Source organism: Citrobacter sp. Igbk 14 (assembly GCF_028069825.1).
GTDB lineage: Bacteria > Pseudomonadota > Gammaproteobacteria > Enterobacterales > Enterobacteriaceae > Citrobacter.
The window spans coordinates 1-12,667 of sequence record NZ_JANEWM010000059.1 but is presented as its reverse complement, the minus strand read 5'-3'; the positions used below and the strand labels follow the sequence as shown (position 1 = coordinate 12,667).

At 49.9% G+C, this 12,667-nt stretch carries 25 protein-coding genes and 1 pseudogene; 1 reads left to right on the top strand and 25 read right to left on the bottom strand.

What is annotated here, in order from left to right; translation table 11 throughout:
* Positions 1 to 9 precede the first annotated feature (9 nt).
* From secY to rpsJ, 22 genes are all read right to left on the bottom strand, one after another.
* Positions 10 to 1,341, bottom strand: a complete 1,332-nt coding sequence (secY, locus tag NNN64_RS18820) for a preprotein translocase subunit SecY (protein ID WP_001118864.1) — start codon at positions 1,339 to 1,341, stop codon at positions 10 to 12.
* Positions 1,342 to 1,348: 7 nt separating this feature from the next.
* Positions 1,349 to 1,783: a 50S ribosomal protein L15 gene (gene rplO, locus NNN64_RS18815; protein ID WP_001238917.1), complete on the bottom strand. Its 435-nt coding sequence runs from the start codon at positions 1,781 to 1,783 to the stop codon at positions 1,349 to 1,351.
* Positions 1,784 to 1,786: 3 nt separating this feature from the next.
* Positions 1,787 to 1,966, bottom strand: coding sequence for a 50S ribosomal protein L30 (gene rpmD, locus NNN64_RS18810; protein WP_001140434.1), 180 nt, complete (start codon positions 1,964 to 1,966; stop codon positions 1,787 to 1,789).
* A gap of 3 nt (positions 1,967 to 1,969) precedes the next feature.
* Positions 1,970 to 2,473, bottom strand: a complete 504-nt coding sequence (gene rpsE / locus NNN64_RS18805; RefSeq protein WP_003031131.1) for a 30S ribosomal protein S5 — start codon at positions 2,471 to 2,473, stop codon at positions 1,970 to 1,972.
* 14 nt (positions 2,474 to 2,487) lie between these two features.
* On the bottom strand, positions 2,488 to 2,841 hold the full coding sequence (rplR, locus tag NNN64_RS18800) for a 50S ribosomal protein L18 (protein WP_000358956.1): 354 nt from the start codon (positions 2,839 to 2,841) through the stop codon (positions 2,488 to 2,490).
* 9 nt (positions 2,842 to 2,850) lie between these two features.
* Complete coding sequence (gene rplF / locus NNN64_RS18795; RefSeq protein WP_006687355.1) at positions 2,851 to 3,384, bottom strand: 50S ribosomal protein L6; 534 nt, start codon at positions 3,382 to 3,384, stop codon at positions 2,851 to 2,853.
* 12 nt (positions 3,385 to 3,396) lie between these two features.
* Complete coding sequence (gene rpsH, locus NNN64_RS18790) at positions 3,397 to 3,789, bottom strand: 30S ribosomal protein S8 (protein WP_003031127.1); 393 nt, start codon at positions 3,787 to 3,789, stop codon at positions 3,397 to 3,399.
* Between the two features lie 30 nt (positions 3,790 to 3,819).
* Complete coding sequence (gene rpsN / locus NNN64_RS18785; protein WP_003031125.1) at positions 3,820 to 4,125, bottom strand: 30S ribosomal protein S14; 306 nt, start codon at positions 4,123 to 4,125, stop codon at positions 3,820 to 3,822.
* A gap of 14 nt (positions 4,126 to 4,139) precedes the next feature.
* On the bottom strand, positions 4,140 to 4,679 hold the full coding sequence (rplE, locus tag NNN64_RS18780; RefSeq protein WP_064541635.1) for a 50S ribosomal protein L5: 540 nt from the start codon (positions 4,677 to 4,679) through the stop codon (positions 4,140 to 4,142).
* 14 nt (positions 4,680 to 4,693) lie between these two features.
* The gene (rplX, locus tag NNN64_RS18775) at positions 4,694 to 5,008 is read right to left on the bottom strand and encodes a 50S ribosomal protein L24 (RefSeq protein WP_003031122.1); all 315 of its coding nucleotides are present in this window, start codon (positions 5,006 to 5,008) and stop codon (positions 4,694 to 4,696) included.
* Positions 5,009 to 5,018: 10 nt separating this feature from the next.
* On the bottom strand, positions 5,019 to 5,390 hold the full coding sequence (rplN, locus tag NNN64_RS18770) for a 50S ribosomal protein L14 (RefSeq protein WP_000613954.1): 372 nt from the start codon (positions 5,388 to 5,390) through the stop codon (positions 5,019 to 5,021).
* A 163-nt stretch (positions 5,391 to 5,553) separates the two neighbouring features.
* Positions 5,554 to 5,808, bottom strand: coding sequence for a 30S ribosomal protein S17 (gene rpsQ, locus NNN64_RS18765; protein WP_003031120.1), 255 nt, complete (start codon positions 5,806 to 5,808; stop codon positions 5,554 to 5,556).
* Positions 5,808 to 5,999 carry a 50S ribosomal protein L29 gene (gene rpmC, locus NNN64_RS18760; protein ID WP_000644742.1) on the bottom strand — a complete coding sequence of 64 codons (192 nt, stop codon included), beginning with the start codon at positions 5,997 to 5,999 and terminating at the stop codon, positions 5,808 to 5,810. Before rpmC ends, rpsQ begins: the two co-directional genes overlap by 1 nt.
* Complete coding sequence (rplP, locus tag NNN64_RS18755; protein WP_000941212.1) at positions 5,999 to 6,409, bottom strand: 50S ribosomal protein L16; 411 nt, start codon at positions 6,407 to 6,409, stop codon at positions 5,999 to 6,001. Before rplP ends, rpmC begins: the two co-directional genes overlap by 1 nt.
* 12 nt (positions 6,410 to 6,421) lie before the next feature.
* Positions 6,422 to 7,123 carry a 30S ribosomal protein S3 gene (gene rpsC, locus NNN64_RS18750; protein WP_000529945.1) on the bottom strand — a complete coding sequence of 234 codons (702 nt, stop codon included), beginning with the start codon at positions 7,121 to 7,123 and terminating at the stop codon, positions 6,422 to 6,424.
* 17 nt (positions 7,124 to 7,140) lie between these two features.
* Complete coding sequence (gene rplV, locus NNN64_RS18745) at positions 7,141 to 7,473, bottom strand: 50S ribosomal protein L22 (RefSeq protein WP_000448832.1); 333 nt, start codon at positions 7,471 to 7,473, stop codon at positions 7,141 to 7,143.
* A gap of 14 nt (positions 7,474 to 7,487) precedes the next feature.
* Positions 7,488 to 7,766 carry a 30S ribosomal protein S19 gene (gene rpsS / locus NNN64_RS18740; RefSeq protein WP_001138115.1) on the bottom strand — a complete coding sequence of 93 codons (279 nt, stop codon included), beginning with the start codon at positions 7,764 to 7,766 and terminating at the stop codon, positions 7,488 to 7,490.
* Between the two features lie 16 nt (positions 7,767 to 7,782).
* Positions 7,783 to 8,604 (bottom strand): 50S ribosomal protein L2, encoded by an 822-nt coding sequence (gene rplB, locus NNN64_RS18735; protein ID WP_016154746.1) that lies wholly within the window; start codon positions 8,602 to 8,604, stop codon positions 7,783 to 7,785.
* Between the two features lie 17 nt (positions 8,605 to 8,621).
* Positions 8,622 to 8,924, bottom strand: coding sequence for a 50S ribosomal protein L23 (gene rplW, locus NNN64_RS18730; protein ID WP_000617546.1), 303 nt, complete (start codon positions 8,922 to 8,924; stop codon positions 8,622 to 8,624).
* Positions 8,921 to 9,526: a 50S ribosomal protein L4 gene (gene rplD, locus NNN64_RS18725; protein WP_003031119.1), complete on the bottom strand. Its 606-nt coding sequence runs from the start codon at positions 9,524 to 9,526 to the stop codon at positions 8,921 to 8,923. Before rplD ends, rplW begins: the two co-directional genes overlap by 4 nt.
* Positions 9,527 to 9,536: 10 nt before the next feature.
* Positions 9,537 to 10,166, bottom strand: coding sequence for a 50S ribosomal protein L3 (gene rplC / locus NNN64_RS18720; RefSeq protein ID WP_003031117.1), 630 nt, complete (start codon positions 10,164 to 10,166; stop codon positions 9,537 to 9,539).
* A gap of 32 nt (positions 10,167 to 10,198) precedes the next feature.
* Positions 10,199 to 10,510, bottom strand: a complete 312-nt coding sequence (gene rpsJ, locus NNN64_RS18715; RefSeq protein WP_001181005.1) for a 30S ribosomal protein S10 — start codon at positions 10,508 to 10,510, stop codon at positions 10,199 to 10,201.
* 379 nt (positions 10,511 to 10,889) lie between these two features.
* Here rpsJ and NNN64_RS18710 point away from each other — a divergent pair, with 379 nt between their 5' ends.
* Positions 10,890 to 11,357, top strand: coding sequence for a prepilin peptidase (locus NNN64_RS18710; protein WP_271442358.1), 468 nt, complete (start codon positions 10,890 to 10,892; stop codon positions 11,355 to 11,357).
* Here NNN64_RS18710 and bfr read toward each other — a convergent pair.
* The 3 genes and pseudogenes from bfr to tuf all read right to left on the bottom strand — a co-directional run.
* Positions 11,354 to 11,830 (bottom strand): bacterioferritin, encoded by a 477-nt coding sequence (gene bfr, locus NNN64_RS18705; protein ID WP_040232010.1) that lies wholly within the window; start codon positions 11,828 to 11,830, stop codon positions 11,354 to 11,356. The genes NNN64_RS18710 and bfr overlap by 4 nt on opposite strands.
* Positions 11,831 to 11,901: 71 nt before the next feature.
* The gene (gene bfd / locus NNN64_RS18700) at positions 11,902 to 12,096 is read right to left on the bottom strand and encodes a bacterioferritin-associated ferredoxin (RefSeq protein WP_003031111.1); all 195 of its coding nucleotides are present in this window, start codon (positions 12,094 to 12,096) and stop codon (positions 11,902 to 11,904) included.
* A 185-nt stretch (positions 12,097 to 12,281) separates the two neighbouring features.
* Positions 12,282 to 12,667: pseudogene (tuf, locus tag NNN64_RS18695) on the bottom strand (elongation factor Tu); the annotation flags it as partial.

Here is a 12,667-nt window from a genome sequence, read left to right as displayed (position 1 = left end):
GGGCGACTGTTAACGGCCGTAGCCTTTCAGATTCGCCTTCTTCAATGCAGACTCGTACTGACTAGACATCATCAGAGTTTGCACTTGAGCCATAAAGTCCATAATCACGACAACAACGATAAGCAGTGAGGTCCCACCGAAGTAGAACGGTACTTTCATTGCATCACGCATGAACTCCGGGATCAGGCAGATAAAGGTAATGTAGAGCGCACCAACCAAAGTCAGGCGGGTCATTACTTTATCGATATACTTCGCCGTTTGCTCTCCCGGACGAATTCCTGGTACAAATGCACCGGACTTCTTCAGGTTATCTGCTGTTTCACGCGGGTTGAAAACCAACGCCGTGTAGAAGAAACAGAAGAAGATGATTGCAGACGCATAGAGTAACACATAAAGCGGTTGCCCAGGCTGCAAATACAGCGAAATTGTTGTCAGCCAGTTCCAACCAGTCCCGCCCCCGAACCATGACGCGATGGTTGCTGGGAACAGAATAATACTGGAAGCGAAGATTGCCGGGATTACCCCCGCCATATTCACTTTCAGCGGTAAATGTGTGCTCTGTGCAGCATAGACACGACGACCTTGCTGACGTTTCGCGTAGTTTACCACAATACGGCGTTGACCACGCTCAACAAATACAACAAAGAACGTCACTGCAAATACTAATACTGCAACCAACAGCAACACGAGGAAGTGCAGGTCGCCTTGACGCGCTTGCTCGATAGTATGGGCAATGGCTGGCGGGAGTCCCGCGACAATACCGGCGAAGATAATGATTGAGATACCGTTGCCGATACCACGTTCAGTAATCTGTTCACCCAACCACATCAGGAACATAGTCCCTGTAACCAGACTTACAACAGCGGTGAAATAGAATGCAAAGCCTGGATTCATTACCAGGCCCTGCATACCAGGCATATTCGGGAGACCGGTAGCAATACCGATCGACTGGAATATTGCCAGCACCAGAGTACCGTAGCGGGTGTACTGGCTGATCTTACGACGACCAGACTCCCCTTCTTTCTTAATTTCTGCCAGCGTTGGATGAACCACCGTCAGCAGCTGGATAATGATCGACGCCGAAATATACGGCATGATCCCCAGAGCAAAGATAGAAGCACGGCTGAGAGCACCACCAGAGAACATGTTAAACATTTCAATGATGGTGCCTCGCTGTTGCTCAAGCAGTTTGGCAAGTACAGCGGCATCAATACCAGGGATCGGAATGAAAGAGCCAATACGGAACACAATCAGCGCGCCGATTACAAACAGCAGTCTGCGTTTCAGCTCGCCTAAGCCACCTTTGGCACTTTGAAAATCTAATCCCGGTTGTTTAGCCATCTGCTACTTATTCCTCGATTTTACCGCCAGCAGCTTCGATAGCAGCACGAGCGCCTTTAGTAACACGCAGGCCACGAACAGTTACCGGAGTCGTTACTTCACCAGCCAGGATCACTTTCGCGAACTCGATCTGGATACCGATAATGTTAGCCGCTTTCAGCGTGTTCAGGTCTACAACACCGCCTTCAACTTTAGCCAGGTCAGACAGACGAACTTCGGCTGTAATCGCTGCTTTACGTGAAGTGAAGCCGAATTTCGGCAGACGACGGTACAGAGGCATCTGACCACCCTCGAAACCGCGACGTACGCCACCGCCAGAACGAGACTTCTGACCTTTGTGACCACGACCACCGGTTTTACCGAGGCCAGAACCGATACCACGACCCAGGCGTTTACCCGCCTTTTTGGAGCCTTCGGCCGGAGACAGAGTATTTAAACGCATCTCTTACTCCTCAACTTTAACCATGAAGGAAACCGCGTTGACCATACCACGAACAGCAGGAGTATCCTCGCGCTCTACGGTGTGACCAATACGACGCAGACCCAGGCCAAGCAGCGTTGCCTTGTGTTTCGGCAGACGACCGATTGCACTGCGGGTTTGAGTAATTTTAATAGTCTTTGCCATGGTTTATTTCCCCAGAATTTCTTCAACGGATTTACCACGCTTGGCAGCGACCATTTCCGGAGATTTCATATTTTCCAGACCGTCGATAGTTGCACGAACCACGTTAATCGGGTTGGTGGAACCATACGCTTTAGCCAGAACGTTACGAACTCCAGCGACTTCCAGAACGGCGCGCATTGCACCACCGGCGATGATACCGGTACCTTCGGAAGCCGGCTGCATGAATACACGAGAACCCGTATGAGTACCCTTAACCGGGTGCTGCAGGGTGCCGTGGTTCAGCGCGACGTTAATCATATTGCGACGGGCTTTTTCCATCGCTTTCTGGATCGCTGCTGGAACTTCACGCGCTTTACCGTAACCAAAACCAACGCGACCGTTACCATCGCCAACTACAGTCAGAGCTGTGAAGGAGAAAATACGACCACCTTTAACGGTTTTAGATACGCGGTTTACCGCGATCAGCTTTTCCTGCAGTTCGCCAGCTTGTTTTTCGATGTGAGCCATCTTACACCTCTACCTTAGAACTGAAGGCCAGCTTCACGGGCAGCATCTGCCAGTGCCTGGACACGACCATGATATTGGAACCCGGAACGGTCAAAGGACACATCTTTGATGCCTTTTTCCAGAGCGCGTTCGGCGACAGCTTTACCCACAGCTGCTGCAGCGTCTTTGTTACCGGTGTACTTCAGTTGTTCAGCAATAGCTTTTTCTACAGTAGAAGCAGCTACCAGAACTTCAGAACCGTTCGGTGCAATTACCTGTGCGTAAATATGACGCGGGGTACGATGTACCACCAGGCGAGTTGCGCCCAGCTCTTTGAGCTTGCGGCGTGCGCGGGTCGCACGACGGATACGAGCAGATTTCTTATCCATAGTGTTACCTTACTTCTTCTTAGCCTCTTTGGTACGCACGACTTCGTCGGCGTAACGAACACCCTTGCCTTTGTAAGGCTCAGGACGACGGTAGGCGCGCAGATCTGCTGCAACCTGACCGATCAGCTGTTTATCAGCGCCTTTCAGCACGATTTCAGTCTGAGTCGGACATTCTGCAGTGATACCTGCCGGCAGCTGATGATCAACTGGGTGAGAGAAACCTAAAGCAAGGTTTACTACATTCCCTTTGACCGCTGCACGATAACCTACACCAACCAGCTGCAGCTTCTTAGTGAAGCCTTCGGTAACACCGACAACCATTGCATTCAGCAGGGCACGCGCGGTACCAGCCTGAGCCCATCCATCAGCGTAACCATCACGCGGACCGAAGGTCAGTGCATTATCTGCATGATTTACTGCAACAGCATCGTTGAGAGTACGAGTCAGCTCGCCGTTTTTACCTTTGATCGTAATAACCTGACCGTTGATTTTTACATCAACGCCGGCAGGAATAACGACCGGTGCTTTAGCAACACGAGACATTTTTTCCTCCGATTAGGCTACGTAGCAGATAATTTCGCCACCAAGACCAGCCTGGCGCGCTGCACGATCAGTCATAACACCTTTAGAGGTAGAAACAACTGCGATACCCATGCCAGCCATAACTTTCGGCAGCTCGTCTTTACGCTTATAAATGCGCAGACCTGGGCGACTGACACGCTGAATGCTTTCTACAACAGCTTTACCCTGGAAATACTTGAGAGTAAGTTCCAGTTCCGGCTTGGTGTCGCCTTCAACTTTAAAATCTTCAATAAAACCTTCTTCCTTCAGCACGTTGGCAATTGCCACTTTCAGCTTGGAGGAAGGCATGGTGACCGCAGCTTTATTCGCGGCCTGACCGTTACGGATACGGGTCAGCATATCCGCGATCGGATCTTGCATGCTCATCTGTCTTTACTCCCGTGATTCAATTGGTAATTACCAGCTAGCCTTTTTCAAGCCTGGTACTTCACCGCGCATGGCGGCTTCACGCAGTTTGATACGGCTCAACCCGAACTTGCCCACATAGCCATGCGGACGACCTGTTTGACGGCAGCGGTTACGCTGACGGGACGGGCTGGAATCACGCGGCAGAGACTGCAGCTTGAGAACTGCGTTCCAACGATCTTCGTCGGTCGCGTTCACATCAGAGATAATAGCTTTCAGTTCAGCGCGTTTTGCGAAGTACTTATCAGCTAAAGCTACGCGCTTTACTTCGCGTGCTTTCATTGATTGCTTAGCCATTCAGTAACCCTACCTTACTTGCGGAACGGGAAGTCAAAGGCAGCCAGCAGAGCACGGCCTTCTTCGTCAGATTTCGCAGTAGTGGTAATGGTAATATCCAAACCACGCACGCGGTCGACTTTATCGTAGTCGATTTCTGGGAAGATGATCTGCTCACGGACACCCATGCTGTAGTTACCACGACCGTCGAAAGACTTAGCGGACAAGCCACGGAAGTCACGGATACGTGGAACAGCAATAGTGATCAGGCGCTCAAAGAACTCCCACATGCGTTCGCCACGCAGAGTTACTTTACAGCCGATCGGATAGCCCTGACGGATTTTGAAGCCTGCAACAGATTTGCGTGCTTTGGTGATCAGCGGTTTTTGACCGGAGATTGCTGTCAGGTCAGCTGCTGCGTTATCCAGCAGTTTCTTGTCAGCGATCGCTTCACCAACACCCATGTTCAGGGTGATCTTCTCGACCCGAGGGACTTGCATGACAGAATTGTAGTTAAACTCAGACATGAGTTTAGCGACTACTTCGTCTTTGTAGTAATCATGCAGTTTCGCCATCGTACTACTCCAAATTACTTGATAGTTTCGCTGTTAGATTTAAAGAAACGGACTTTTTTGCCGTCTTCGAATCTAAAGCCTACACGGTCAGCCTTGCCGGTTGCCGCGTTGAAGATAGCAAGGTTAGAGATCTGAATAGCTGCTTCTTTCTCTACGATGCCGCCTGGTTGGTTCAGGGCCGGAACCGGCTTCTGATGTTTCTTAACCAGGTTGATACCTTCAACAATGACCTTGCCGGAAGACAGGACATTTTTTACTTTACCGCGTTTACCTTTATCTTTACCGGTTAACACGATAACTTCGTCATCACGACGGATCTTCGCTGCCATGATTCGCTCCTTAGAGTACTTCTGGTGCCAGAGAGATAATTTTCATGAACTTCTCGTTACGAAGTTCACGAGTTACCGGCCCAAAAATACGCGTACCGATAGGTTGCTCGCTGTTATTGTTTAAAATAACGCATGCATTACCATCGAAGCGAATGACAGAACCGTCCGGGCGACGAACACCCTTCTTGGTGCGCACCACTACCGCCTTCAGCACATCACCTTTTTTGACCTTACCACGTGGAATTGCTTCCTTGATGGTGATCTTGATGATATCGCCGACGCCTGCGTAGCGACGGTGCGAGCCACCCAGAACCTTGATACACATTACGCGACGTGCACCGGAGTTGTCGGCGACGTTCAGCATAGTCTGTTCTTGGATCATTTTAGTGCTCCGCTAATGTCAACTACTACTGAGACCCGAAAATCAGGTCGTTAAAAAAGCCCCATATCGGGGGCGCGGCATTATAACACCGCTTAAACGATATGGGTAGAAAAAATAAACGGCTCATCGCTGAGCCGTTTATTCGTTGAGAATGCCTACTGTATTACAGAACAGCTTTCTCTACAACGCGAACCAGCGTCCAGGACTTAGTCTTGGACAGCGGACGGCATTCGCGGATTTCAACCACGTCACCAGTACCGCATTCGTTGTTCTCGTCATGTACGTGCAGTTTGGTCGTACGCTTAATGAATTTACCGTAGATCGGGTGTTTCACAAAACGTTCGATAGCAACAACAATGGATTTCTCCATTTTATCGCTAACAACGCGACCTTGCAGAGTACGGATTTTATCGGTCATTACGCACCCGCCTTCTCAGTCAGTAAAGTCTTAACGCGTGCGACATCACGACGCACTTGCTTCAACAGGTGAGACTGTTGCAGCTGGCCACTTGCAGCCTGCATACGCAGGTTGAACTGCTCACGCAGCAGATTCAGCAGCTCGGTGTTCAGCTCTTCAACACTCTTCTCACGCAGCTCTTTTGCTTTCATTACATCACCGTCTTAGTTACAAAGGTGGTTTTAATCGGCAGTTTCGCTGCTGCCAGCTTGAATGCTTCACGGGCCAGCTCTTCCGGTACGCCGTCCATTTCATACAGGACTTTACCCGGCTGAATCAAGGCAACCCAATACTCTACGTTACCTTTACCTTTACCCATACGCACTGCCAGCGGCTTTTCAGTGATCGGTTTGTCCGGGAATACACGGATCCAGATCTTACCTTGACGCTTAACTGCACGGGTCATAGCACGACGTGCTGCTTCGATCTGACGGGCAGTCAGACGACCACGGCCAACAGCTTTCAGACCGAAGCTGCCGAAGCTAACATCCGTACCCTGCGCCAGACCGCGGTTACGGCCTTTGTGCATTTTACGGAATTTTGTACGCTTTGGTTGTAACATCAGCGACGCTCCTTATTTACGGCCTTTACGCTGCTGCTTTTTAGGTTGCGCAGCCGGTTTTTCCGGTTGTTCAACAGCAGCCATACCACCCAGGATCTCGCCTTTGAAGATCCACACTTTAACGCCGATTACACCGTAAGTGGTGTGCGCTTCAGAGGTGTTGTAGTCGATGTCAGCACGCAGAGTGTGCAGAGGAACGCGACCTTCACGGTACCATTCGGTACGAGCGATTTCCGCGCCGCCCAGACGGCCGCTAACTTCAACTTTAATACCTTTAGCGCCCAGACGCATTGCGTTCTGTACAGCACGCTTCATAGCACGACGGAACATAACGCGACGTTCCAGCTGAGAAGTGATGCTGTCAGCAACTAATTTTGCGTCCAGTTCAGGCTTACGCACTTCGGCGATATTGATCTGAGCAGGAACGCCAGCAATATCCGCTACGACTTTGCGCAGTTTTTCTACGTCTTCGCCTTTCTTACCGATAACGATACCCGGGCGAGCAGTGTGAATGGTCACACGGATGCTCTTAGCCGGACGCTCGATAACGATACGAGATACAGACGCTTTAGCCAGTTCCTTAGTCAGGTACTGACGTACTTTAAAATCGCTGTCCAGGTTGTCAGCGAATTCTTTGGTGTTCGCAAACCAGGTTGAGTTCCATGGTTTTACAATACCCAGGCGAATACCATTAGGATGTACTTTCTGACCCATTGCTAGTCTCCAGAGTCTCAGCGATCGGACACAACCACAGTAATGTGGCTGGTGCGCTTCAGGATGCGATCTGCACGACCTTTTGCACGCGGCATAATGCGCTTCATGCTCGGGCCTTCGTCTACGAAAATTTTCGTAACTTTCAGATCGTCAATGTCAGCGCCATCGTTGTGTTCAGCGTTAGCAATGGCAGATTCCAGGACTTTCTTAACCAGTACAGCCGCTTTCTTATTGGTGTAGGTCAGAATATCAAGGGCCTGCGACACTTTCTTACCGCGAATCAGGTCTGCAACAAGGCGAACCTTCTGAGCAGAAGAACGAGCATGGCGATGTTGAGCTAAAGTTTCCATCTCTTCCTCCTACCTTATTTCTTCTTCGCTTTTTTATCAGCAGCGTGGCCGCGATAAGTACGAGTCGGTGCGAATTCACCCAGTTTGTGACCGACCATTTCGTCGGAAACAAATACCGGAACGTGCTGACGACCATTATGGACAGCGATGGTCAAACCGATCATGTTAGGAAAGATCGTTGAACGACGGGACCAAGTGCGCAGGGGCTTCTTGTCTCCGCTTTCCACCGCTTTCTCTACCTTCTTCAGCAAGTGCAGGTCAATAAAAGGACCTTTCTTGAGAGAACGTGGCATGGCTTATCCTCTAAAATTATTTGCTACGGCGACGTACGATGAATTTATCAGTACGCTTGTTGCTGCGGGTCTTCTTACCTTTGGTCTGAACGCCCCACGGAGTTACCGGGTGCTTACCAAAGTTACGACCTTCACCACCACCATGTGGGTGGTCGACTGGGTTCATCGCAGTACCGCGAACGGTAGGACGAACACCACGCCAGCGTGCAGCACCTGCTTTACCCAGAACGCGCAGCATATGCTCAGCATTGCCAACTTCGCCCAGAGTTGCACGGCAGTCTGCTTCGACTTTACGCATTTCACCAGAACGCAGACGCAGGGTGACATAAGCACCATCACGAGCAACGATCTGAACGTAAGTACCAGCGGAACGTGCCAGCTGACCGCCTTTACCTGGTTTCATTTCTACGTTATGAACGGTAGAACCAACCGGGATATTGCGCATCGGCAGGGTGTTACCTGCTTTGATTGCAGCATCAACGCCAGATTGAACCTGGTCGCCAGCTTTCAGGCCTTTAGGGGCCAGAATGTAACGGCGTTCACCGTCTTTGTACAGAACCAGCGCGATGTTCGCGGAACGGTTCGGATCGTACTCAAGACGTTCAACAACTGCCGGGATACCGTCTTTGTTGCGTTTGAAGTCAACAATACGATAAGCCTGCTTGTGACCACCACCGATGTGACGAGTGGTGATGCGGCCATTGTTGTTACGACCACCGGATTTGCTGTTTTTTTCAACCAGCGGAGCAAAAGGTTTGCCCTTGTGCAGCTCTGGGTTGACCACTTTAACAACGTGGCGACGACCCGGAGATGTCGGTTTACATTTAACAACTGCCATTGTATTACTCCTCCGACTTACTCAGCGCCGCCGACGAAGTCCAGATTCTGGCCTTCCTTCAGGGTGACGTAAGCTTTTTTCCAGTCGCTACGACGACCGATACGCTGTCCGTGACGTTTAACTTTCCCTTTAACTACCAGGGTGTTAACGACTTCGACTTCGACTTCAAACAGTTTCTGCACAGCAGCTTTGATTTCTGCTTTGGTCGCGTCTTTAGCAACTTTGAGAACGATGGTGTTAGTTTTTTCCATCGCAGTAGACGCTTTTTCAGAAACGTGCGGTGCGCGCAGCACTTTCAGCAGACGTTCTTCACGAATCATGCCAGCATCTCCTCAACTTGCTTAACAGCATCAGCAGTCATTACGACTTTGTCGAAGGCGATCAGGCTAACCGGGTCGATACCAGTTGCATCGCGTACGTCAACCTTGTGCAGGTTGCGCGCAGCCAGGAACAGGTTCTCGTCCAGCTCACCGGTGATGATCAGCACATCTTCCAGAGCCATGTCTTTCAGTTTCTGTGCCAGCAGCTTAGTTTTAGGCGCTTCTACAGAGAATGATTCGACAACGATCAGACGATCCTGACGTACCAGTTCGGACAGAATGCTTTTCAGCGCGCCGCGGTACATCTTTTTGTTAACTTTTTGACTGTGGTCCTGCGGGCGAGCAGCGAAGGTCACGCCACCTGAACGCCAGATCGGGCTCTTGATAGAACCTGAACGCGCACGGCCGGTACCTTTCTGGCGCCACGGCTTTTTGCCTGAACCAGTTACTTCAGCACGAGTCTTCTGAGCACGAGTACCCTGACGAGCACCAGCTGCATAAGCAACAACAACCTGGTGAACCAGCGCTTCGTTGAAATCACGACCGAAGGTAGTTTCGGAAACAGTCAGCGCGCTCTGCGCGTCTTTCAATACTAATTCCATTGCTATCCCCTTACGCCTTCACAGCTGGTTTAACGATCAGGTCGCAACCGGTCGCACCCGGAACACCACCTTTAACCAGCAGCAGGTTGCGCTCAGCGTCAACACGTACTACGTCCAGGCTCTGAACGGTTACACGTTCGTTACCCAGCTGACCTGCCATTTTCTTGCCTTTGAACACTTTGCCCGGAGTCTGGTTCTGACCGATAGAACCCGGAACGCGGTGAGACAAGGAGTTACCGTGAGTAGCGTCCTGGGTACGGAAGTTCCAGCGCTTAACGGTACCAGCGAAACCTTTACCTTTAGAGGTACCGGTTACGTCAACTTTTTTAACGTCAGCAAACAGTTCAACGCTAATGTTCTGACCAACGGTGTATTCTTCACCATCTGCCAGACGGAACTCCCACAGGCCGCGGCCAGCTTCTACGCCAGCTTTAGCAAAGTGGCCAGCTTCCGGCTTAGTTACGCGGTTAGCTTTTTTAGCACCGGTGGTAACCTGAACAGCGCGATAGCCATCGTTAGCCAGATCTTTAACCTGAGTAACGCGGTTTGCTTCAACTTCGATAACGGTTACTGGGATAGATACGCCATCTTCAGTGAAGATGCGGGTCATACCCACTTTTTTACCGACTAAACCAATCATTGTATCAACCTCTCAATCGCTCGATGACCTGATTAACCCAGGCTGATCTGCACGTCTACACCGGCAGCCAGGTCCAGACGCATCAGAGCATCAACGGTTTTTTCAGTTGGCTCAACGATGTCAACCAGACGCTTGTGAGTACGGATCTCGTACTGATCACGCGCGTCTTTGTTGACGTGCGGGGAGATCAGAACGGTGAAACGCTCTTTGCGGGTCGGCAGCGGGATCGGACCACGAACCTGCGCACCAGTGCGCTTGGCAGTCTCGACGATTTCCGCGGTTGATTGATCGATCAGACGATGATCAAACGCTTTCAAACGGATACGGATTCTTTGGTTCTGCATGAGACCAGAGCTCCAATTATTTTATAGACGAAATAGTTACTCCTCAAACCCATTACGATTGATGGGAGAGTGTAACCGTTCTTACAGAGTTCCCCAATTGGGAACATTGTCTGGTATTGCTTTCGCAGTACCGGTGGCTCATATCGAACCGCTGTCAATATTAGACAAGCCCGCGCATTATACGTAAATCTCAGTCTTAAGCAAGTGCCGCGTAGAAATTAATCACTCGTTCACAAATGCAGGCCTCCTTCCACTCTGATTGTATGTCCTATGGTGCAACGCATTTTCCGTGGAAAAGAGTATCCATAACCCACATCCCGGACTTGTAGGGTCGCCAAGCTTACCCGAAGGTATACTTTTTACCAGATAAGGTTTGCCCATGTACATCGACCTCCCCTTTCTGCTGTTTTATGTTTCGCTATCAGGGTTGCTCTTAGTCCATGACCTACGTACCGGGTTGCTGCCCGACAAATTCACCTGCCCTCTTTTGTGGGGCGGTCTTATTTATCATCAGTGCTGCAGACCTGCACAGTTATCCGACGCGCTTTGGGGTGCCGTCGCAGGTTATGGGGTATTTGCGTTGTTCTACTGGGGGTATCGTTTGATATGCCGACAGGAAGGATTAGGCTTTGGTGATGTCAAATTTCTTGCCGCGCTAGGCGCATGGCATCGCTGGGAATCATTACCACTGTTGGTTTTACTTGCCGCGGGCATGGCATGCTGTCTCACCGGGATTTCCTGCGCCCGTTACGGGAGACAGGTACTAAAAAACCCGCTGCCTTTTGGGCCATATCTGGCGGCTGCGGGTTTTGTTGTTGGCTGGCTAAATCTGATACAGGGCGGTTAATCGCTGACCTTAATTTGCGATTGCAGATAGTTTTGCAACCCAAGTTTTCCAATCAGATCCAACTCCGTTTCGAGCCAATCGATATGCCCTTCTTCTTCGGTCAGGATCTCAATCATCATGTCCCGACTAACATAGTCATGAACGCTATCGGCATAAGCAATGGCTTCGCGTAAATCTTTCGCACCATCAAGCTCGAGCCGAAGATCTGATTGCAGCATCTCTTCAACATCTTCACCAATCCCCAACTTGCCTAGATCTTGTAAGTTTGGGAGACCTTCTAAGAATAAAATACGCTCAATGTATTTATCAGCGTGTTTCATCTCATCGATTGATTCATGGTACTCAACATCATTGAGGCGAGTCAGTCCCCAGTTTTTAAACATACGGGCATGGAGAAAATACTGGTTGATTGCGACAAGCTCATTTCCCAATAGTTTATTGAGATAATTTATGATTTTAACATCACCTTTCATTTTATAGTCCCTCCGCTTCCACTCTTAGAGCGTAGATGGGGCTACAGGGATGTCAAAAAAAAGAGTGTGACTTAGGCGATCTCTTTAAATTCTGGCATTTGAGTTAATTCATCCTGCATGACTTCACGGGCAGCACGAATGCACTTACCGCACTGATTTCCAACAGGAATAAACTTACGTAATTGCTGAAAGGACTGAGGATGAAACTGGCGAACAGCCTGACGAATTTTTTTATCACTTATCGCATTACACAAACAAACGTACATGATCGCTCCCGTTCAATTTCTGCGCAAAGTGTAAATGAGAATAGTTATGATTACAATAGCACAACGTTATTTACGCGATGGAAGAATGAACAAAAAATGCGAACAAATATGACAACGGTTAAATCACAGGTAGCAAAAAGGGCGCCTAAGCGCCCTTTTTAAGCTCAAAGCTAATTAATAAATAATTAGCTCATTACTTTAGCAACAACGCCCGCACCTACAGTACGGCCGCCTTCACGGATTGCGAAACGCAGACCGTCGTCCATCGCGATCGGGTGGATCAGGGTAACAACCATTTTGATGTTGTCGCCCGGCATTACCATCTCAACGCCTTCCGGCAGTTCGATGGTACCCGTCACGTCAGTAGTACGGAAGTAGAACTGCGGACGGTAGCCTTTGAAGAACGGAGTATGACGGCCGCCTTCGTCTTTGGACAGGATATAAACTTCAGATTCGAACTTGGTGTGCGGCTTGATAGAGCCCGGCTTAGCCAGTACCTGACCACGTTCGATTTCTTCACGTTTGATACCACGCAGCAGAACACCAACGTTCTCACCAGCACGGCCTTCGT

Excerpts from the sequence above, each read along its gene's own strand:
- secY (WP_001118864.1), bottom strand. The coding sequence starts at position 1,341 with ATGGCTAAACAACCGGGATTAGATTTTCAAAGTGCCAAAGGTGGCTTA.
- rplO (WP_001238917.1), bottom strand. The coding sequence starts at position 1,783 with ATGCGTTTAAATACTCTGTCTCCGGCCGAAGGCTCCAAAAAGGCGGGT.
- rpmD (WP_001140434.1), bottom strand. The coding sequence starts at position 1,966 with ATGGCAAAGACTATTAAAATTACTCAAACCCGCAGTGCAATCGGTCGT.
- rpsE (WP_003031131.1), bottom strand. The coding sequence starts at position 2,473 with ATGGCTCACATCGAAAAACAAGCTGGCGAACTGCAGGAAAAGCTGATC.
- rplR (WP_000358956.1), bottom strand. The coding sequence starts at position 2,841 with ATGGATAAGAAATCTGCTCGTATCCGTCGTGCGACCCGCGCACGCCGC.
- rplF (WP_006687355.1), bottom strand. The coding sequence starts at position 3,384 with ATGTCTCGTGTTGCTAAAGCACCGGTCGTTATTCCTGCCGGCGTTGAT.
- rpsH (WP_003031127.1), bottom strand. The coding sequence starts at position 3,789 with ATGAGCATGCAAGATCCGATCGCGGATATGCTGACCCGTATCCGTAAC.
- rpsN (WP_003031125.1), bottom strand. The coding sequence starts at position 4,125 with ATGGCTAAGCAATCAATGAAAGCACGCGAAGTAAAGCGCGTAGCTTTA.
- rplE (WP_064541635.1), bottom strand. The coding sequence starts at position 4,679 with ATGGCGAAACTGCATGATTACTACAAAGACGAAGTAGTCGCTAAACTC.
- rplX (WP_003031122.1), bottom strand. The coding sequence starts at position 5,008 with ATGGCAGCGAAGATCCGTCGTGATGACGAAGTTATCGTGTTAACCGGT.
- rplN (WP_000613954.1), bottom strand. The coding sequence starts at position 5,390 with ATGATCCAAGAACAGACTATGCTGAACGTCGCCGACAACTCCGGTGCA.
- rpsQ (WP_003031120.1), bottom strand. The coding sequence starts at position 5,808 with ATGACCGATAAAATCCGTACTCTGCAAGGTCGCGTTGTTAGCGATAAA.
- rpmC (WP_000644742.1), bottom strand. The coding sequence starts at position 5,999 with ATGAAAGCAAAAGAGCTGCGTGAGAAGAGTGTTGAAGAGCTGAACACC.
- rplP (WP_000941212.1), bottom strand. The coding sequence starts at position 6,409 with ATGTTACAACCAAAGCGTACAAAATTCCGTAAAATGCACAAAGGCCGT.
- rpsC (WP_000529945.1), bottom strand. The coding sequence starts at position 7,123 with ATGGGTCAGAAAGTACATCCTAATGGTATTCGCCTGGGTATTGTAAAA.
- rplV (WP_000448832.1), bottom strand. The coding sequence starts at position 7,473 with ATGGAAACTTTAGCTCAACATCGCCATGCTCGTTCTTCTGCTCAGAAG.
- rpsS (WP_001138115.1), bottom strand. The coding sequence starts at position 7,766 with ATGCCACGTTCTCTCAAGAAAGGTCCTTTTATTGACCTGCACTTGCTG.
- rplB (WP_016154746.1), bottom strand. The coding sequence starts at position 8,604 with ATGGCAGTTGTTAAATGTAAACCGACATCTCCGGGTCGTCGCCACGTT.
- rplW (WP_000617546.1), bottom strand. The coding sequence starts at position 8,924 with ATGATTCGTGAAGAACGTCTGCTGAAAGTGCTGCGCGCACCGCACGTT.
- rplD (WP_003031119.1), bottom strand. The coding sequence starts at position 9,526 with ATGGAATTAGTATTGAAAGACGCGCAGAGCGCGCTGACTGTTTCCGAA.
- rplC (WP_003031117.1), bottom strand. The coding sequence starts at position 10,166 with ATGATTGGTTTAGTCGGTAAAAAAGTGGGTATGACCCGCATCTTCACT.
- rpsJ (WP_001181005.1), bottom strand. The coding sequence starts at position 10,510 with ATGCAGAACCAAAGAATCCGTATCCGTTTGAAAGCGTTTGATCATCGT.
- NNN64_RS18710 (WP_271442358.1), top strand. The coding sequence starts at position 10,890 with ATGTACATCGACCTCCCCTTTCTGCTGTTTTATGTTTCGCTATCAGGG.
- bfr (WP_040232010.1), bottom strand. The coding sequence starts at position 11,830 with ATGAAAGGTGATGTTAAAATCATAAATTATCTCAATAAACTATTGGGA.
- bfd (WP_003031111.1), bottom strand. The coding sequence starts at position 12,096 with ATGTACGTTTGTTTGTGTAATGCGATAAGTGATAAAAAAATTCGTCAG.